This window comes from Streptomyces cupreus (assembly GCF_014257025.1).
GTDB lineage: Bacteria > Actinomycetota > Actinomycetes > Streptomycetales > Streptomycetaceae > Streptomyces > Streptomyces cupreus.
The window spans coordinates 39,280-57,543 of record NZ_JACMSF010000009.1 but is presented as its reverse complement, the minus strand read 5'-3'; the positions used below and the strand labels follow the sequence as shown (position 1 = coordinate 57,543).

Here is an 18,264-nt window from a genome sequence, read left to right as displayed (position 1 = left end):
GACGTCGGGTTCGAGTTGCAGTTTCATGCTGAAGACTCCCTTTGGGCTCGGATGACCTAGCGGGCGCGGACCGGCTGCCGGGCGGCCGGGGTCGGGCGGTAGGTGTCTGTGACCTCGGGCCGCGGCGGCACCGAAGTGCCCTCGCGGGCCGGGGAGATGGCGGTGGCGGCTTGGGCCCGGCGCTGCCAGGTCGCGGGAGTCGGATGAGGACGTCCGTTGCCGCGGATGTAGGAGAACGCGTCGAACGCGAGGGCCGTGCTGTCCAGCCGCGTCTCGATGTACCGCAGATCACCTTCGCCGTGCAGCAACACGCCCTCGCCTGTGCGCATGTCGGTGCCTACCGCGCGCAGAGTGCCGTCGGGATCGCGAACCTGGTCGTGTACGACGATCCGGGCGGCACGGATGTCGGCAGCGAGCGCGTGGGAAGCGGTGAAGGCCGCCTCCTCGCCGCCGAGGCTTTGGGGGACGGGGTTGTTCTCCGGACCGTCGAAGAGGTCTCGGCCGGGGATGGGCCCGGTGACAGGCGCGAGGTCGTACGCGGCGTCGGAAGTGACGCTGTACCGCGCGGCGCGCAACGACTGGACGGCCTGCTGTCCGCGCCGTGTCAGGTCACGGTCCGGCTCGGTCAGGGCGTACAGGCGGCTGCCGGGCAGTCGCTCGAAACCGACCCGCCGCAGCATGTGATCGGCGACGTGGTTGTCGTGCGACATCACGGCCACGACGCCGTACTGGTCGTGGTGGGCGACGGTGATGTGCGGAGGTATTTCCGCCACGAGAGGTACACCTCGCAGAGGTCGGGGCCATGCGGAGGACGAGGATGTGGCCCGAAGACGGATTTGGCGGGGCCGGGAATCTGCGCTAGCGCGTCGGCGCACGTGGTCGTGCGCAAGGAGGGCCGGTGGCGCCGCAGCGGCGGAGATCGCAGTTGTGGGCAGGGTTGTGTTTGAGAGTGGGAGCGAACCGCTCCCACGTCTCTGCGGCGGGCGTTTACTCGTTGTGTCACTGGCGGGTGGCATGATGCGCGGCCATGGGAACGAGAGACGACAGTGATGAGGTGTACGTAGTCGGCCTGTGCAACCAGGTGCTCGGTGAGACGGCAATGACCCAGCACAAGTTCGACTGGCTGCTGGGGGATCCCGGGGCGGGCGGTCGACGTGCCAAGCTGCCGGTCGACGCCTACTGGCCCGGCCACCAGCTCGTGGTCGAATACCGGGAACTGCAGCACGACCAGCCGATGCCCCACTTCGACAAGCCGGACAAGCTCACTGTCAGCGGTGTCCACCGGGGAGAGCAACGAGCGCTGTATGACGCCCGGCGCGATACGGAGATTCCTGCACAGGGTCTGCGACTGGTGGTGATCCGCCCGGCTGACCTCGATGCGGACAGCCGCGGACGGCTGCGCCGTAACCGGGAGGCCGATCTTGCGACGCTGAAGAAAATCTTGGCGCGCGACAGCGACGAGGACCGGGTCACCGATGCCTTCCGCTCGTGGCTGCTGGCTGAGGGATGGACACCGGTCGATCCAACGGACCGGTGGACCGACCTTGAAGCCGTGCGCGGTGATGAGCGGCTGATCTGCGAAGCGAAGGGCCGTACCAGTGAGAAGGGCATCGACGCCGACATCGCCTACGGGCAGCTGTTGCGCCGCATGACGAGCGAGGAACCGCAGATACGGTATGCCCTCGTCGTTCCGTCCGCGTCCGTCAGGGCCGTCGAACGCGTTCCGGTCCATGTCCGGAGGCTGCTGCGCATCGATGTGTACGAGGTGACGGACGACGACATGGTGCGTCGCCTGCTGGCCTAGCCCTGTGTATTCGGCGGAAATGGGTGATGTGACGCCCTGATATCAGAAATGTGCTCTTGACCTGCGAGTACGCGAGCTTCTAGGCCGTATCCGTCGCAGAGAGCCAGGCATCTTTCTGGTGGGCGAGATCCAGGGTGGAGGTCGAAGACGGGCAGCCAAGGGTTGGCGGCCCACCACGCCTCATAGGATTGTTGGGGGTGTAGAAGGCGGGGGTTGCACGTGACGCAGGTGCTTGTCGTCGGCGTAGGTGGCTTCGACGGTGACGACAGTGACGACGGCTCGGATCCTTTGGCCCCCGTGAGCACGCTGGCGGATTTGCCCTCTGTCGCGCCGGCCGTCACGCGATTCGCGGCCCAGTTGGCCAAGATGCCTGGACTGAGCGTGTGGGGTGGTGAGGCGTCACACGATCCTGACTGCGAGACGCTCATGCGCCTGTGGCGGGAGGCTCTGCTCCAGGCACAGGTGAGCGCCGGGGCCGAGGCTCTCATCGTGCACTTCGCGGGACATGGGATCCCGGGGCCGGGCAATCAGCAACTGTTTCTGGCCACGCGGGAGACGACGCGGAGGAATCTTTCGACGTGGACCGCCGCACAGGTCGGGTCGTTGCTGCTCGATGCCGAGACGGTGGCGGGCGGAACACCTGTGCTGCTTCTGCTGGATGTGTGCGGGGCTGGCCGGGCAGTGGTGCAGCAGCTCATGGACGGGATCAGGGCTGAGGACCGGCGCGCGTGGGTGATCGCGGCATGCGCACCGGACGAGAAGACGTATCAGGCGCGGTTCACGTCAGCGGTGGGTGCCGTTCTGGAGCGTCTGCGTGAGGGACAGCTCGACATCTCGCCCGCGCTGGAGCATGTGCCGGTCGAGACACTGGCCCGCGAGATCGACCGCGAGCTGGCGAGGTCGGCGGCAGCCGAGGAACTCCCGTCGCAGAGCGTGCTGAGGACCGCGCATCCGGAGGCGCGTGTGCCGGTGCCGTCGTTCCTGCCCAATCCTTCTTACCGCGCGACAGCCGAGGGACAGTTCCGGCAGGCGGTTGAGATGGGGCTGTGGCAGTTCGCGGCGGCCGTGGACCCGGCGCTCGACCCGCTGCACTTCATCTCACGTGCGTCGGGAACGCCGCAGCAGCAGGGCATCGCACAGGGGTGCTTCTTCACGGGTCGCAAAGAGCAGCTGGGGGTGATCAAGCGGTGGCTGGAGGGGCCGAGTGAGCCGTCGCTGATGGTGGTGACTGGCAGTCCCGGTTCGGGAAAGTCCGCGCTGCTGGGTGTGGTCGCCTGCTTGGCCCATCCGCAGCTGCGAGAGGTGACGCGACAGATCGCCGGGGCGGTCGACCGGGAGGTCAGGCCTGAGGCCAATCCCGATCTGGTGGCTGTCCACGCCCGCCAGCGCGGACCTGCGGAGGTTCTGGCGTCGATTGCCGCTCAGCTCGGCCTGGATGAGGATCCGGGGCGGGGCTGGACGGCCACGGCGGTGCTGGACCGGATCGCCGAACAGCGCAGCCGACCCGTGACGGTCGTGGTGGACGCTCTGGACGAGGCGTCGTTGGACATGGCCCTGGTCGAGGTGCTGCAACAGTTGGCCGGCGGGCGCCGACGGCTGGACGCGGCGGACCCGGACGAGGACCGGGTCCTGTGCCGGGTGCTGGTGGGGACGCGGCCGTGGTGGGACAAGTACGCGGTACTGCTTGAGGATTTGGCCGACGAGGAACAACTCGATGAACTGGACGACTCGAAGCGTTGGGAGGCCAAGTACGCGACGCTGCTCAAGGAACTCGCCGACGCGGAACGGATCGTCGATCTGGACAGGGTCTCGGTCGCGCAGAGGATCACAGACCTGACCGACTATCTGAGCGACGTTCTGGAGACGTCCCGGGCCTACAGTGGGCCCGGCACAGCCGTGTTGCGCAAGAACACGGCTGGCGCGGTCGCGGAGCAGCTGGGGCGGCGCCACAAGTCGGGTGCGTTCTTGTTGGCGTCGCTGTTCGCGCACTACCTCGTGCACCTGGAGGCGGCCCCGAGTGTTCAGGATGTGATCGAGCGGGTCCCGGCGGACCTGCCCGCCATGCTGGACCTGCATTTGGACATGCTGCAGCAGGAGCAGCCGGCGATGTCCGCCGTACTGGCGGCGGTGGCCCACGGGTACGGGCAGGGGATGCCGCTTGAGGTGATTCACAGCGTCGCGCAGACGTTCGTGGCTCCTGATGGTGCGGCGCCGGACCTGGACGATGTGGGCAAGGCCCTGTCGGCGGCGTCGTTCTACCTGCGGTTCAGTACCGACAGCGACGGGCAGCGGCTATACCGCTTCTATCACCAGAGCCTTGTCGATCATCTGCGGAGCGTGCACGCGCGGGTGAGCCGCGCGGAGATCTTCAGGCGTGTGCTCGACACGGTGCCAGGACCTGCTGCGGTGACCTCTCGCAGGTTCAGTCTGGCGCTGCCGTATGTGCTGCGGCATGCCGCCCAGCACGCTGTCGATGCCGGAGCGCTGGACGAACTGCTTCTGTCTGCGTCTTTCCTGGTGTTCTGCGATCCGCTGCTGCTGCATGAACACAGGAACAGTTGCACCGTGCGCGGGGATGTCGCGTTGCTGATGAGTCGAGCCGCGCTGTCGGCCGCGCATGAGCCGTGGCAGCGACGTGAATGGCTTCGGAACACGGCTGTGGTCTGGGGCGAGACATGGCTCGTGGAGGCGCTGGACGCGATGGAGGAGCCCACGGCACAGCATCCGCGGCACGGGGCACTGGACTTCGCCTGGGGTACGGCCGAGCTGCCCACAGAGTCCGCCGGATCGTCCCCCGAGAGTGGCTTCAGCACCGTTCTGGTGCGGTGCGCAGACCGGTGGCTGGCAGTTGGTGATACCTACGGGGGGCAGCTGGAGGTGTGGGACGTCCGTATGGGGATCTGCCTGTCCAGGTTGGACGTTCCCGACGAAAGTCCCCTGGTGGCGTTGTGTGGCGGCTACGGCAGCTTCGGCGCGTTGGTGGCGGCGGGGACGGCTGATGGTCGGGTCATGGCGTGGGACCTCGATACCGGCGAGATGAAGATCGCTCTGCCGACGGATGCCGTTCCTGTGATCGCTCTCGGGATCGTCGAACAGGGCGACAGGCCGCTCGTCGTCGCCTGTGGCGGTGGCGAGGTCACCGCGTACGACCTGGCCGGGAACAGGGTGGCGTCCTTGGACGTGCTGGCCGGGTGGCTGGCCGGCCTGGAGGCCGACGGCGGTGTGGCCGACCTGTACGAACCCGACCTGGAAATCGAGGGGTACGACTGTACTGCGGTCGGTACCACTGTGCTTGACGGCACAGAGGTGTACATCGCCGGTGCCGTCGACGGGGCCGTGCATGTTTGGGATGCCGAAGGCAGGAGTCATGTGGTGTGGCCGGGAGGCCAGAGGGCCGTCACCAATCTGCAGATCCTCCCTGGTCCTGGAGGGCCGTTCCTCGTGACGGGCGCCGGCGACGGCACCCGGGTATGGGACGTTCGGACCGGTGCTTCCCGGTTGCTGGACGGCGTCGGTGAGGACCGTTCCGGGATAGTCCTGATGGGAGAGGACGGCAGGCCGTGCTTCGCCTACTTCGAGCCGGGCTCCGGGATCCGTGCGCTAGCCCTTGCTGACGGCGCGTCCATGCCGGGCACTGTGCCCTGGCTGCCCGAGGACCTGGCAGGGGTCTATACCTTGGCGGCGGACGGTACGCAGTTGGCGGCAGTGGGATGGGTGCGCGACACGACGAAGACGCCGCCGTGGTGGCGGGAGACGGTCCTGCTGGCGCAAAGCACGCAAGGCGGTGAGTCGTCGCTGCTGAAGAGTGTCATGCACCCCTCCACGCTGGAGCATGTTGCCGTGGGCAAGGCAGCCAGTCACGGTCGGCTTCCGGCTGCCAGCGTGAGTGAGGATGGAGCCTTCTATACGTGGGATGCCCTCACGGGTAGGAAGATGCTGTCCGGCAGGGTCCCGGACTTGACCGCTGTGGCGGTAGGTTGTCTGGCTGGGAAGAATGTCCTGGTCATGGGGCGCGGCGTTGGCCGCAACAGCGTGATCGAGATCCGCGACATCGCCAGCGGAAAGTCGGCGTGTGATCCTGTCGCGTGGCACCAAACGGTCCAGAAGCTGTCCGTGGAAGACGTCGACGGTGCGACGAAGGTCGTCGTGCAAACGCGCGTCGGCATCTTCGTGCTCGTCTTGGGAGAAGACGAACCGGAGAAGGTGCTGGACGATGAGGACCGGCACGGCAGGCCTGCTGAGTGCTTTGCCTTGGGGCGGCACAGGGACGAAAGCATCGTGGTCGTCGCGCGCCAGGCAATCCGGCGAGTTGATTCTGCGCGGTCGGTCGTCAGCAGCCTGACCGTGCATTCGGCATCGGGCGGAAGTCGCGTACTGGTCGAGGACCATGCTGGTGAGATCACCGGTATGGCGATCGGCCGGTGGGACGGGCATGAGGTGGTTGTCACCGGTGACGGCGACGGATTCATCCGCGTCCTGTGCCTGGAAAGGGGACGGGAGTTGGCGCACATTCGGGCGCATGGGGAAGCGGTCACGTCCGTGGCGTTCGCCAGGAACGCGGAGACCACGCTGCTGGTGACCTCGGGTGAGGACAATCGCGTTGGCGTCTGGGATCCTCGTGGTCCTGGCGGGCTGGTGGGAGAGACCGACTTTCCCGACAGCCTTGGCGCGGTTGCTGTCAGCGACGTCGGCGTCTTCGCGGGGTTCGGGACCCGGGTGGCGTTCTTCACCTGGGCGGGCCTTGCGCACATGTCAGATGCAAACAGTGGAACGGGGGCTGATGAGCCGGATCGTGGTCGTCCATGGGGTACGCAACTACCAGCGGGGTCTTGAGCCGGATGACGCTGCAGACAAGCTCGCGGCCGGCTGGCGGGATCGGTTGGCGTGCGGATACAAGGACGCGGGCCTGGGCCACCTCGCGGTTCCCGACGTCACGGCCGCCTATTACGCGCATACCCTGCGCGACGCGGAGTCGCAGGGCGCGGGCGACGAGCTCGATCAGCTCACGTCGGCGGAGCAGCAGGCCGTTGTGGAATGGCTGCGGGTGGTGGGCCTGCCGGCTGAGCCTGCCGAGGGCCAGTCGTGGGGCGGGCTGCCCCTGCGCCAGGCGGTCGACCTCGTCGCCCGCAGGCGGGGAATCGCCGCCCGGACGCTCAGCAGGATCGCTGTGGCCTTGATGCCGGAGGTCTTCGGCTACCTCGCCTCCCCCAAGCGCCGTCGTCAGGCTCGGGACGCGGTGGCCGAGACCATTCGGGCCTGTGACGCGAAGGTCGTGGTGGCCCACTCGCTGGGATCGGTTGTCACCTACGAAGCCCTGCATGCCTACGGCGGTCTCGGTGTGGAGGTTCTGGTGACGCTCGGCTCGCCCCTGGGACTGCCTGGTGCCGTGTTCGACATGCTGGATCCCGCACCTGACACAGCCGGGCGTGGGCAGCGTCCCGAGGGCCTCCTCCACTGGATCAACATCGCCGATTCCGGCGACTTGGTGGCACTTCCCCGGCGCCTCGGCGACCGGTTCCCCGTCGATGCCCACCAGGAAGCCCACATGGCCGCGGTCGACTTCCACACCCTCAACACCTACCTTGCCCACGGCTTGACAGCCGCCGCGCTGGCTCCTCACTGCACACGTGACTAGATCCGGTCCGGAACAGCGCTGGCGTCGCCGTCCTCCACGCGCTGCGGACCGGATTGCCGCCCTCCGGGAACCGCCGCCGTGCACGACGCTGCCCCGGCGCCACCGTCGGGCCGTGTCCAACTCCCCCTCAGGAGCGATGCGGACGATCAAGGACCGGTGACATCCGAGCGTCCGTGTCAAACAGCTCGCGCTCACGCGGATGAAGAAGATGTTGCGTAATAAACGACCTTCCTGCGACCTTCCACAATCCACGGCCCTTGGTGAGAGCGGAGACGGCCTGGGTTTCGACCCCAGTGAGGCCCAACAAAGATGCTGCGGAGGTGAGTTGGTCGGCTTCCTGGCGGTAGATGATCCGCGTGGAGCAGTCGGTGAGCAGGCCCTCGGCCAGGGCCCGGCCGCGGGAGCCGGCGTCGCCCGCGTCCAGCAGGTCGCTGAGGCGGTGGATGACCATCAGGTTCGCGATGCCCAGGCCGCGGGAGAGCTTCCACTGGCTCTGCATCCGCTCCAGCAGCGCGACGTGGCGCATCACGCGCCAGGCCTCGTCGTAGATCACCCAGCGCCGTCCTCCGGCGGGGTCGGCGAGCGCGGACTCCATCCAGGCGGAGGCGCAGGTCATGGCCAGGACGAGCGCGGTGTCATCGCCCGCGCCGCCGAGGCGGGACAGATCGATGGACAGCATCGGCGCGCTCGGGTCGAAGGCCACGGTGCTTGGCGCGTCGAACATGCCGGCCAGATCGCCGTGCACGAGTCGGCGCAGGGCGTGGGCGAGGTCCTCGGCGGCATGTCCGAGTCGGCCGGACAGCTCGCCGAGCGCGGCATCGAGGCGGTCGGGGGAGCCGAGGACGTAGGCGACCTCGCCCAGCAGCGGGGTGGTGCCGTTGGCCTCGGCGTAGGCGACGACCTGGTCGAGCGCCACGTCAAGGGCGGTGTGCTCCATGGGATGCAGCTCGCGCCCCAGGACCGTCTTCGCGAGCGAGCCGAGCAGCAGAAGGCGCCGCTTGCGGACCTCGCCGGTCCAGTCCTCCTCGCTGACGCCGTACGGCCGGGCGGGTGCGTCCAGGGGGTTCAGGCGGCCCGGCAGACCGGGGCCCAGCGCGATGGTCTGACCGCCCAGCTCCTGTGCGACGACGGTCCACTCGCCCTTCGGGTCGCACGGCACGTAGATCCGGTAGCCGAAGGCCACGGCGCGCACCGCGAGGGACTTCGCCAGGGCGGACTTGCCCATGCCGATGATCCCGGCCAGCAGGATGTTCGGATTGGTGAAGCCGTCGAGGCGCCCATACAGGGCGAACGGGTCGTACGTGAAGGCCGCTTCCGCGTGCACGTCACGTCCGATGTAGATGCCCTGCGCGCCCAGGCCGCCCTCCGCGAGAAAGGGGTAGGCCCCCGACGCGGTGGCCGTGGTCATCCGGTGGGCGGGCAGCTTGAGACGGCCGCCGCGGGCGGAGGCCGGACCGGGCCGACCGCTGGCCGGGTAAGTGGCCCGCAGCTCGGCGTCGAGACCGGGCGCGGTCGGGCGGGCTTCGGGACGTGCGGCGTGCCGGGCCTGGTCGCGGGCGGCAGCGAACTGATGGCGGGCGGCGCGCGCCGTGCGGCGGTCGCTCTTGCGGGGCACGAACAGCGGGCTGGCGCTGGCGCGGGTACGAGAGGCCATGGGGGTGGTGCTCCTGGCGGTCAGTGGCGGGTGAGGCCGGTGAACGGGTCGTGCAGATCGGCCGGGGTGTGATCACGGCGGACTCGGGCGGCGGTGGCCAAATGGCGCTGGCACACGGTGAGTTCGGGTGCCCCCTCCGGCAGCCGGGACCGGCACGCCTCCCGGCTGGGCAGACGGCCGGAGCCCGGGTTCGGGGCGGCGTGGAAGGCTGCGTGGAGGTGCTCGGCTGCCTGCCACAGCCGAATCCGGCACGCCCGCAAGTGATCGCCCTCCGCCCTGGCCACCGGGGTCGTGCGGACGGTGTGGGCCTCAAGCAACCCATACAACGCGACGACGTGGGCGTGCAGGGAGTCGAGTTCGGCACGGCCGGCGGCGATGGGGGCGACCGGCATGTTGATCGCCTGGTGGAAGTCGAGCGCGGCGGTGGCGAACGGGACGAAGTCCGGAGCCAGTTCGGGCAGGGGCTCGGTCGGCATGAGGGTGCCCTTCGGTAGAGCGCGAGATGGTGGTGCGGGTGCGCTACGGGCGGGCGAGGGGCAGGGCCGCGTTGGTGAAGGCTTCGGCCTGCTGCCAGGTCAGAAGGCGCAAGTCGACCAGGGCGGCGACGGCGGCCGTCTCGATCGCGGCGCAGGCGGCGTTGAGCTGCTCGTCGGTGTCGGCGCTCACGGTGAGCAGGCCGGTGAGGGCGACGTCGGCGTGGCCGGCGATCAGCTGGCGCTCGCGCTGCTTGATGTCGGCGTACTCGACCGAGTCCTCCTCGGAGTCGACCTGCCCCTTGCGCTGCCGCTCGGCGGCGTCCGCGATCACGGTGGCCTTGCGGCGCTGTACATCCTTGAGCGCGGAGTCCAGGCCCTTGGGCTCGTAGGTCAGCGAGAGCGTGCGGCGCACACCGGAGGTGAACAGGAGCTGGTGCAGGAAGCCGGGTGAGGTTTCGATGCGGGGCCAGTTCTCGATCCAGAACGTGGCGTGGTGGGCCGAGTCGGTCTGGATCCGGTCGGCCTTCTCGACCAGGACGACGGGGCCGGCGGCAGCGGGCTCGGCCTGCGGGCGGCCCGAGGCCGACCACTGGTCCAAGGCGGCCGACGCCTTCGGGTCGTACGCGGTACGGATCACGGCTGCGATCTCGGCTGCGTCCAGCCAGCCGCTGGGCGTGAGACCGGAGTTGCGGGCGGCCTGATCGAAGGTGGCGGTGAGCTGGGCCAGGACGGCGAAGCCGCCAGTGAGCCCGCCGCCGGCCTGGTTGATCAGGCGGCGGGCGGCCTTGAGGTCGAGGGCGAGCGCGACGTACGCCTCGTGCGGGGCCGCGGCCGGGCCGGCAGCGGCCAGCAGGTCGCGGTAGATCGGTCCGGCGAGGTGGGTCGCCTCGTCGCCGTGCTCGTGCCAGTAGCGGTTGAGCGCGTCACCGGAGTCGGGCACCGTGCGCTCCAGGACCTGGACGCGGGCGATGTGCCCGGTGCGCGACAGAGCCGCCAGCGTGCGCCCCCAGCCTGCGACGTTGTTGGACTGGGTGGCCGGGTCCAGGAGCGCGAAGGCCCGCGAGGAGACCTTGACGACCGCGGTGAGCGTGCCGTGGTGCGGATCATGCACCGCACCGAAACGACCGCGCGGAGCGGTGACCACCCGCAGGGACGCCGCCGTACCCGGGAGATGGAGCAGGCCCTCGCGGCGCGGCCGGGTGGACGGCCGGGCGAGCCAGACCAGCTGGCCCCGGAAACGACGCAGCGCGTATCCCGCGGCGATGGGCGCCCAGTCGGCGAGGGACCGACCGTGATGGCGGATGAAAACAGCCGCCAGAATGACCACCCACAGTGGTATGAGCTTGAGCGCTCCCGGGACGCCGGAGGTAAGCAGCACCGCGAGCAGCAGCAGCCCGGTGAGGGTGACGACGATCAGCTGAGGAGCCGACAGGCCGAGCAAGATGCCGCGTCGCGAGCGATGCGGGAACTTCACTGTGGCCGGGCCGTTGGGCTGAGAGGTGTCGGAGAGCATGGCGAAGCCGTCCTTGGAACGTGGAGAGCAAAAAGGAAGGGGGAGCCGACGGGGCGGGCGGCGCTGGAGGCGACCGTTGCCGCCCGTCCCGTCAGGCGAGGGCTACGAGCCCGATCCACCCGGCGGCTCGGGGTAGACCCACCGCTGCGGCGTCGCACCGCCCTGCGGAGACGGCCCGCCCACCGGCCCGGGACGCCGGGGCGCCGGTGGATCCAGGTGCGTGATGCGCGGCTGAGCCACCGCCGCGCCCTGGGGCGTTGGCCCGGAGGAGACCGGTCCCGCGTCGGCCGCCGCCTCCTGACCGGGGCGCTGGACCAGCGGCTGCCCGCGGTCACCATCGGTGGGAGGCCGCCGGATCAGTGCCCGGCCCTTGTCGCCGGTGGCGTTCGGGTCCTCGCCGAAACGGAAGTGGGTCTGCTTCGGCTTGTCGCCGTCGGCCGGTCCGCCGGTCGGGTCGATGCCGGAGGCGACACCGCCCCAGCCCTGACCCGGAACCTTCGACGGGCCCTGCGGAGCGGGCATGCCGGTGCCGGCCTGCATCGCGAGCTGGCCCGCCGTCTTCGCCGCACCGGCCGCCACCGCGACCCCGGCGACACCCGTACGGTGCAGGTCCTCCTGGCCGCCGCCGTCGGCCGCCCAGTGCACGAACTTGTACGTGGCGTAGGGGCACAGCATCACCAGGACCATGACGACGATGCCCGCCATCGCGTCCGACAGGGCGGCGAGCCCGTCGGAGGCGTCGCTCTTGCCCATGGCCGAGACGCCCAGCAGGAACACGATCGTCATCAGCAGCTTGCTGACGATCAAGGTCGCGGTCGCCTCGATCCACCCGCGCCGCCAGCGGCGCGCGACTTCCCAGCCGCCGCCCGCGCCGGCGAAGACGGCCAGCGTCACCAGGACCAGGATGCCGACCTTGCGGGCGACCATCACCGCCCAGTACAGGAACGCGCCGATGGCGCACCCGAGGCCGACCACGGCGGGGATGGTCCAGCCCAACGCGTACATCGGGCCGAGGTTGTTGACCTCGATGACGCGGCGGATCGCATCGTCGACCGAACTGTTCGCCACCTTGAACAACCCTGCGGACAGCGCGTCGACCACGGTCAGTGCGACGGTGGTGCAGGCGATCGCGGCGAACGCGAACAGGACACCCGCCACCGTCCCGGTCACCGCCTGCGCGAGCGCGCGCTCGTCACGGCGCCACGCGGCCCGCATCAGCTGCAGACAGAACGTGGCGACGGTCAGCACGAGACCGATGGGCAGCAGCAGCTCGTAGTTGCTGCGGAACCAGTCGGCGTTGAGATCGACGGCCGTGGTCTTGTCGACCGCCGTCGAGGCGAGGTCCGCGGCGGACTGAGCTAGCTCGCCCATCGACTTCGCGATCCAGGCACCGATGCCATCGGTGATCGCCTCGCCGGTCGAACCGACGACGCCGCCGACGGTGTTACAGACCGTCTGCATCAGGGGAAGGTCACAAGCCCCCATGAGGGCACCTCCTTTCGAGGGTTTCGGGGGCGGTCAGGGCGCGACGCTCGGCAGCACGCCGACCAGGGCACAGGCACGGTCGGGTCGGCACTGGACGGCGAGCGTCGTAGCGCGGGACTCGGCTCCGGACCCGGAGCCCTTCCAGGCGATGGACTGCTTGCCGGTGACCGTGACGGCGTAGACGTACGCATCGGTGATCGCGCCGGGATCCTGCGCCAGGGCGGTCTTGAACGCCTGCGGGAAGTGGCCCTCGCCGACCTTGGCACTCGCGTGCTGGCCGTTGTCGTGCATCCGCGACCACAGCACCGGGCTGGGTATCTGGTCAGACACGGACTCCCAGTCGGCGTACTTCTTCTCGCCGGTCATCCACCGCTTGAGCCCAGCGACGTGCTCGGCACGGGAGAAGGAGCGGGTGTCGTACGTCCACAGCACCTTGGTGGCCGCCTTGGCGAAGACGATCGGATCGCTCGTCTTGGGCGGTGCCGCAACTGCCGCACCCTTGCCGGTTGTTGCTTCTGGCGACGCGGCCCGCTGCGTGGACGTCGGAGTAGGGGAGGGCTGGGTCGCGGTGGGGCTTTCCGCGCGGGTCAGATACGCGAGGAGACCGGCGACGGCCAGCAGCACGGCCAGGACGAGGCCGCCCAGCAGGGCACGTCGCAGGACCGAGGACGGCGCCCCGTAGGCGCGGCCCTGGGCAGAGAGGGAACGTTTCTTCGGCATCAGTGGACCTGCGTCCCCATCGCCGAGAAGAACGCGACGATGCCGTTGGCCGCGCCCAGCAGCAGCGCACACCCGGCGGCGATGACCGTGCCTTTCTTCCCGTTCGCCTCGGCCTGGTGGCCACCGCTGTGGTGACCCCACGCCCAGACCATGGCGGAGATGGCCAGGGCGCCGACCACCGCGATGATCCCGAAGAGGTTGATCGAGGAGACGACGTTCTTCAGCACGCTGAGGCCGGGGAGGCCGCCCTCCTTCGGTGTGATGCCGGGGTTGTACGCCAGATACTGGGCGTGCTGCATGAGCTTCACTTGGAACTCCAGTGCGATTTTGGGCGCGCGAGGGCCCGAGAGGAGAGGGAGCGAGGGGAGGGGGAGAAGAAGCTGGTCAGACGACCCGGCGGGCGGCGACGATGTCCGCGCGCCAGTCGGCGAGGGTCGAGATCTTGACCACGTCGCCGGTCTTGGGGGCCTGCAGGATCAGCCCCTGGCCAATGAACATCCCGACGTGTTCGGGTGCCGCGGCCGTGCCGCGGGTGAACAGGAGGTCACCCGGCTTGAGGGCATCTACGCTGACCGCCTTGCCCTCCTTGACCTGCGTGTATGTGGTCCGGGAGAGCAAGACGCCGCCGGCCTTGTACGACGCCTGCATCAAGGACGAGCAGTCGCACCGGCCCATCGGGTCCTGGCCATGCGGAGCGGAGCACGTACCGCCCCACTGATACGGCGTACCGAGCTGACCAAGACCCCAACGGATCGCCGTGCGCACCGACTTGGGCGCACGAGCCGGGATCTTGTAGCCCTCGGGGACGGACCCCGCGGGAATCGGGCCGAACGAGGACCCGTCCCCGCCGGTGTCGCACGCGGTAGCCGCCGAAGAGGTCGTCTGCTCGGCCTCAGCACTGGTGTCGCTGTCCTTGCCAGAACTTCCGTTCTGGCCGAGCGACTTGACGATGGCTTTCTGGAGGGCTGTGGCCAGCGGCTCCCACTTCGCGTACGCGTCGGGGAAACCGCTCTTCTGAACCGCCTGCGCGGCCTGGGCGACGGTCATCGACTGCCAGCCCGAGACCTTGAGCAGGCCCTCGTAGAACTTCGTCGAGGCGTGCACCGGATCACGAACCTCGGCAGCCGTACCCCAACCCTGGCTGGGGCGCTGCTGAAAGAGGCCGAGCGAATCCCGATCCCCGTAATCCAGGTTCCGCAGCCCCGACTCCTGCAGAGCCGTGGCCAGGGCAACGATCTGCCCCCGTGCCGGCACCTTCATCGCGATGCCAGTGGCCTGGATCGTCTCTGCGTTCGGGATCTGCTCCTCGGGGTCATCCAGCCCCGGAACGGACACGGACCCCTTGCCGTCGCCCGTGAGGATGGACTCCACCTGCTTCGCGACCGCCGTGCTGTCCACAGCCTGCGCGCCGTCCGCGGAACAGGCGGCCTGAGCACTGTTGGAACCAGCGAGAGCGACAGCGACCGGCGCTATCAACAACGTCGGGCCGAGCGCCACGGCCCCTGCTATGGCAATGGCCTTCTTCACGGACGCGGGCCGAACGCCGAACGGCAGGACAGGGAATTTGGCCCTCGGGACGGGCGCGCCTGGGCATGCTCCATCGGCAGCTCCTTACTCGTAGGCAGCGCGGCGCAGGCGTTCTCGTCGAAAAGGCCACCGGCACCGCGCCGGTCATGAATTCGCAACCTCTGGGGGGGGAGGCAGGGAAACCAGGGCCGGGAGCTGCTAACTCCCGGCCGCTGGCCCCTTACTGGAAAGCGGCAGCCAGCCGCGCTCGTAATCTCACTCGCCACATAGGGAGAGCCCCCTTCGCCGATTAGGAAGCCAGTCGGTGGGGTGTCAGGCACGCTGTCCTTTGGACGGAACGGCACGCATCGACACAGCTCAGCAGGGGCGGAACCAGGTCCCGTCCTGCGAACACGGCGAGACTGTAGAGACGAAGTCCGGCCGCACCAAACGGCCCCTGCTTCGGGCGGTTTCGGGGCACTGAGCTGAGATCTGCTTCATTGGGTGCGGCCGGAATTCGGGGTTAACCTCCAGCGCATTGCTCGCCACGGCGGCTGCTTTCGCAGTTCCGCGGAGCGACCCACGCCGACGTGCGCCCTTCCCTCCGCGAGCGGAGAAAAGGGCGCACGACCGCCCCCTGAAAGAGAGAACCGCGCAATGCCGTACACCCTGCACCGAGGCGACGCGCTGACCGCCCTCGCCGGCATCCCCGACAGCAGCGTCGACGCCGTGATCACCGACCCGCCCTACAACAGCGGCGGCCGAACGAGCAGCGAGCGCACCGGCCGCTCCGCGCGCGCGAAGTACACCTCGGCCGACGCCGAGCACGACCTCGCCAACTTCCCCGGCGAGAACCGAGACCAGCGCTCGTACGGCTTCTGGCTCACGCTCCTGCTCACCGAGTCCTATCGCGCGACCGTCGAGTCCGGCACCGCGCTCGTCTTCACCGACTGGCGGCAGCTGCCGACGACGACGGACGCGCTCCAGGCCGCCGGCTGGACCTGGCGCGGGATCGCCTCGTGGCACAAGCCGGTCTCCCGGCCGCAGAAGGGCCGACTCAAGCAGTCGTGCGAGTACATCGTGTGGGGAACCAAGGGGCCGGTCGACGCCAACCGGAACCCCGTCTACCTGCCCGGCCTCTACACAGCCAGCCAGCCGAGGAAGGGCCGCGTGCACATCACCCAGAAGCCCGTGGAAGTGATGCAGGAGCTGGTGAAGATCTGCCCGCCAGGCGGAACGGTCCTCGACCCGTTCGCCGGCTCCGGGACGACTGGCGTCGCCGCCTTGCGCGAAGGTCGCCAGTTCATAGGCGTCGAGCTGTCCGAGCATTATGCCGACATCGCCGAACAGCGACTGTTGCAGGCAACGCAACAGCACCTCACTCGTGAGGACTTCGTCTTGGCGGGGCCAGAGGAATAAAGACTAGGAACGGAGAACGGCTGGCCCGCAGATACAGAGCGAGCGGCTGGTGGCACGTAAAACACGCGTCACCGGGGCTTGGAGAAAACCCCATCGCCGCAGGTGAGCGAGGGTGCGTGGACCTGATCTGAAACACTTGGCCCCGATCTGGAAGCGCTCAGCAGATTGCTGCCGGTCAGCCGGGGGTCCTTCCCGTCGCTTGAGCATCCGCTCTGACACTCAGCGCACCGCCCGCACAGCTGCCTCCACGGTGCCGGGGCTGGCCCCGCGGGCAAGGGTGAACGCATGAGCATCGCTGCCACGGAAGTAGGTCGGACGTTGCTGATCGTTCTGCTGGCGCACGTCAGCAGAACGATCCTCCTTGAGCAGCTGCCCGGTGGGACCGCCTGGCGCCCGCTGAGCGTCGACGTACCGTCACACCGCTCGTACGCGCGCGTCGTTCATCGCTGGCGGCAGCCTGGCATGCGCCATAGAGCCCGCCAGCCGAAGTGCTTGGCCGCTCCCACGCACGTCCCGGCGGTAGGCAGCAGACCGACAGCGCCTTCCTCGGGCACCGTCAGCGGCCTCGGACCTGTTTGGCCACCCCAGTGGTGTTGTACCGGTACCGGGCCATCTCCTCGGTCACTCCGTAGTGCTCGGCGATCTGCGCCGGCCCCCACTGGCGGCGGACTGCGCCGAGCAGCAGGGGGCGGGGAAGCATGAGTGTTCCGCCAAAGGCAGTGGCTTGTTCTTCCTCGTCGGGGCGGCAGGTCCTGAAGGGCATGCCATTGACTTCGCGGATCTCGGTGAGGTCATGCTTCAGGACGAGGTGGGAGAGCTCGTGGGCCACGTCGCTGGCCCTGCGACCCGGGGTTCGGAGCGGGTTGGTAACGACGATGTTCCTGCCGGAGACCTGGAAGGTCGCGGCGGAGAAAGCGTACGCCTGGACCCGTTCGAGTTCTTCGAGGCGGGTGTGGCTGACCAGCTTCTCGGCGCTGACGATCTTGACCTTGAGGTGGGCGGCGAGGTCGTCGACGTTCAGGGCATCGGTGTCGCTGAGATCAAGTTCGCGGCGCAGTCGGAGGGCTTCTCGTTCGGCGTTGGCCTTGAAGCCTCGAGGGAGGGTCACAGTTCGCCTGCTTCGACGAGTCGTTCGAGTTCGGTGTTCATGTCGGTGAGCAGGTCGGCGAGCCGCTGGGGGACGCCAGGACGCAGCACCGAGGCAGCCCGGAGGTGGCAGGCAATGGCGGGTGCGGCGGGGACCGCCTCCTTCGCGAGGGCGTCGTAGAGGTCGCGCAGAACAGAGCTGATCTTGTTCGCCGCGTCGTCGGTAAGCCGAGGGTCTGCGTGGAGGTGGGTGATGGCCTGGTCGAGGGGCGACACCTGGCGGGTGGCGGTCGGGGTGAAGAAGCGGCTCGGGGAGACGCCGAGCCAGGCGCAGAGGCGAGTGAAGGTGGCGAGGTCAGGCTGAGCGCCGGCTTCGACCCGGGTGAGCGTGCTGAAGCTGACGCCCGCTTCGGCGGCGGCCTGCCGGAGAGAAAGGGGGCCGCGGTGTTCCTTCAGTAGGCGTCCGAGTTCGGCGATGTCGAACTGCTCGACAGCGTCCGGTCCGGTCATTTCGGGGTCCGGGAGGGGGAGCTGGCTCCGGTCGGGGCTCATACGGGCAGCGTAGCGCGCAGCGATACGGCGATGAAGCTTGACTGCATCGGCACGAGGTGATCACACTGGACTCACTGACGCTTTGCTGAATCAGCACGGTGCCCCTTTACCACCCCCGAACGCCTTAGGAGATCGGTATGCCCCAGCCCCACGAGATCAAGATCACGGTGACCTCCGCCCTCGCCGAGCACCCGTACCAGCACCACTACGACCCGCAGGTAACCGCCACGAGCGTTCTGTCCGACAGCCTCACCGCCTTCGGCTTCACCAGCGACGGCACCACCCGCTACTACCTCTTCCACGACGGGCACGAGGTCCCGCCCGAGGCAACGGTGGGCGAGCTGGCCGGGCACGCCAAGGCCCTGCACCTGAAGCTGCGCACCGAAACCACCAACGGCTAGAGCCGGGGAGTCA

Annotated in this window: 15 protein-coding genes; 5 read left to right on the top strand and 10 right to left on the bottom strand. The window is 68.8% G+C overall.

Annotated elements, in window-relative coordinates:
• Window positions 1-56: 56 nt before the first annotated feature.
• Entirely contained in the window at window positions 57-773 is a 717-nt protein-coding gene (locus H4N64_RS11020) for a hypothetical protein (RefSeq protein ID WP_186282046.1), read from the bottom strand.
• 254 nt (window positions 774-1,027) lie between these two features.
• On the opposite strand from H4N64_RS11020, the gene H4N64_RS11015 reads away from it, so the two are divergent.
• The 3 genes from H4N64_RS11015 to H4N64_RS11005 all read left to right on the top strand — a co-directional run bounded on the left by H4N64_RS11015 (window position 1,028) and on the right by H4N64_RS11005 (window position 7,439).
• Complete coding sequence (locus tag H4N64_RS11015; RefSeq protein WP_186282045.1) at window positions 1,028-1,804, top strand: hypothetical protein; 777 nt, start codon at window positions 1,028-1,030, stop codon at window positions 1,802-1,804.
• A gap of 219 nt (window positions 1,805-2,023) precedes the next feature.
• Window positions 2,024-6,637 (top strand): P-loop domain-containing protein, encoded by a 4,614-nt coding sequence (locus H4N64_RS11010; RefSeq protein WP_186282044.1) that lies wholly within the window; start codon window positions 2,024-2,026, stop codon window positions 6,635-6,637.
• The gene (locus tag H4N64_RS11005) at window positions 6,585-7,439 is read left to right on the top strand and encodes a lipase family protein (RefSeq protein ID WP_186282043.1); all 855 of its coding nucleotides are present in this window, start codon (window positions 6,585-6,587) and stop codon (window positions 7,437-7,439) included. Before H4N64_RS11010 ends, H4N64_RS11005 begins: the two co-directional genes overlap by 53 nt.
• Window positions 7,440-7,566: 127 nt before the next feature.
• Here the strand turns inward: H4N64_RS11005 and H4N64_RS11000 are convergent, their stop codons facing one another.
• The 7 genes from H4N64_RS11000 to H4N64_RS10970 form a co-directional block, all read right to left on the bottom strand.
• Window positions 7,567-9,093, bottom strand: a complete 1,527-nt coding sequence (locus H4N64_RS11000; protein ID WP_186282042.1) for an ATP-binding protein — start codon at window positions 9,091-9,093, stop codon at window positions 7,567-7,569.
• A gap of 20 nt (window positions 9,094-9,113) precedes the next feature.
• Window positions 9,114-9,569 carry a DUF6238 family protein gene (locus tag H4N64_RS10995; protein ID WP_186282041.1) on the bottom strand — a complete coding sequence of 152 codons (456 nt, stop codon included), beginning with the start codon at window positions 9,567-9,569 and terminating at the stop codon, window positions 9,114-9,116.
• Between the two features lie 43 nt (window positions 9,570-9,612).
• A complete protein-coding gene (locus H4N64_RS10990) occupies window positions 9,613-11,082 on the bottom strand; it encodes an SCO6880 family protein (protein WP_186282040.1) in 1,470 nt (489 codons plus the stop codon).
• Between the two features lie 102 nt (window positions 11,083-11,184).
• Window positions 11,185-12,567 carry an SCO6881 family protein gene (locus H4N64_RS10985; protein WP_186282039.1) on the bottom strand — a complete coding sequence of 461 codons (1,383 nt, stop codon included), beginning with the start codon at window positions 12,565-12,567 and terminating at the stop codon, window positions 11,185-11,187.
• Between the two features lie 33 nt (window positions 12,568-12,600).
• Entirely contained in the window at window positions 12,601-13,287 is a 687-nt protein-coding gene (locus H4N64_RS10980) for a hypothetical protein (RefSeq protein WP_186282038.1), read from the bottom strand.
• Window positions 13,287-13,586, bottom strand: coding sequence for a DUF6112 family protein (locus tag H4N64_RS10975; RefSeq protein ID WP_062723703.1), 300 nt, complete (start codon window positions 13,584-13,586; stop codon window positions 13,287-13,289). Before H4N64_RS10975 ends, H4N64_RS10980 begins: the two co-directional genes overlap by 1 nt.
• Before the next feature lie 85 nt (window positions 13,587-13,671).
• The gene (locus H4N64_RS10970) at window positions 13,672-14,814 is read right to left on the bottom strand and encodes an NlpC/P60 family protein (RefSeq protein WP_186282037.1); all 1,143 of its coding nucleotides are present in this window, start codon (window positions 14,812-14,814) and stop codon (window positions 13,672-13,674) included.
• 636 nt (window positions 14,815-15,450) lie between these two features.
• Here H4N64_RS10970 and H4N64_RS10965 point away from each other — a divergent pair.
• Window positions 15,451-16,212: a DNA-methyltransferase gene (locus tag H4N64_RS10965; protein WP_186282036.1), complete on the top strand. Its 762-nt coding sequence runs from the start codon at window positions 15,451-15,453 to the stop codon at window positions 16,210-16,212.
• A gap of 556 nt (window positions 16,213-16,768) precedes the next feature.
• Here the strand turns inward: H4N64_RS10965 and H4N64_RS10960 are convergent.
• Together H4N64_RS10960 and H4N64_RS10955 are read right to left on the bottom strand one after the other, a co-directional pair.
• Window positions 16,769-17,320: an ImmA/IrrE family metallo-endopeptidase gene (locus H4N64_RS10960; RefSeq protein WP_186282035.1), complete on the bottom strand. Its 552-nt coding sequence runs from the start codon at window positions 17,318-17,320 to the stop codon at window positions 16,769-16,771.
• Window positions 17,317-17,850, bottom strand: a complete 534-nt coding sequence (locus tag H4N64_RS10955; protein ID WP_222108818.1) for a helix-turn-helix domain-containing protein — start codon at window positions 17,848-17,850, stop codon at window positions 17,317-17,319. Before H4N64_RS10955 ends, H4N64_RS10960 begins: the two co-directional genes overlap by 4 nt.
• Window positions 17,851-17,987: 137 nt before the next feature.
• On the opposite strand from H4N64_RS10955, the gene H4N64_RS10950 reads away from it, so the two are divergent.
• Window positions 17,988-18,251, top strand: a complete 264-nt coding sequence (locus tag H4N64_RS10950) for a hypothetical protein (protein WP_186282034.1) — start codon at window positions 17,988-17,990, stop codon at window positions 18,249-18,251.
• The last annotated feature ends 13 nt before the right edge of the window (window positions 18,252-18,264 follow it).

Bases quoted from the DNA above. Each gene is read 5' to 3' on its own strand.
- H4N64_RS11015 (WP_186282045.1), top strand. From the start codon at position 1,028: ATGGGAACGAGAGACGACAGTGATGAGGTGTACGTAGTCGGCCTGTGC.
- H4N64_RS11005 (WP_186282043.1), top strand. From the start codon at position 6,585: ATGAGCCGGATCGTGGTCGTCCATGGGGTACGCAACTACCAGCGGGGT.
- H4N64_RS11000 (WP_186282042.1), bottom strand. From the start codon at position 9,093: ATGGCCTCTCGTACCCGCGCCAGCGCCAGCCCGCTGTTCGTGCCCCGC.
- H4N64_RS10995 (WP_186282041.1), bottom strand. From the start codon at position 9,569: ATGCCGACCGAGCCCCTGCCCGAACTGGCTCCGGACTTCGTCCCGTTC.
- H4N64_RS10990 (WP_186282040.1), bottom strand. From the start codon at position 11,082: ATGCTCTCCGACACCTCTCAGCCCAACGGCCCGGCCACAGTGAAGTTC.
- H4N64_RS10985 (WP_186282039.1), bottom strand. From the start codon at position 12,567: ATGGGGGCTTGTGACCTTCCCCTGATGCAGACGGTCTGTAACACCGTC.
- H4N64_RS10980 (WP_186282038.1), bottom strand. From the start codon at position 13,287: ATGCCGAAGAAACGTTCCCTCTCTGCCCAGGGCCGCGCCTACGGGGCG.
- H4N64_RS10975 (WP_062723703.1), bottom strand. From the start codon at position 13,586: ATGCAGCACGCCCAGTATCTGGCGTACAACCCCGGCATCACACCGAAG.
- H4N64_RS10965 (WP_186282036.1), top strand. From the start codon at position 15,451: ATGCCGTACACCCTGCACCGAGGCGACGCGCTGACCGCCCTCGCCGGC.
- H4N64_RS10955 (WP_222108818.1), bottom strand. From the start codon at position 17,850: ATGAGCCCCGACCGGAGCCAGCTCCCCCTCCCGGACCCCGAAATGACC.
- H4N64_RS10950 (WP_186282034.1), top strand. From the start codon at position 17,988: ATGCCCCAGCCCCACGAGATCAAGATCACGGTGACCTCCGCCCTCGCC.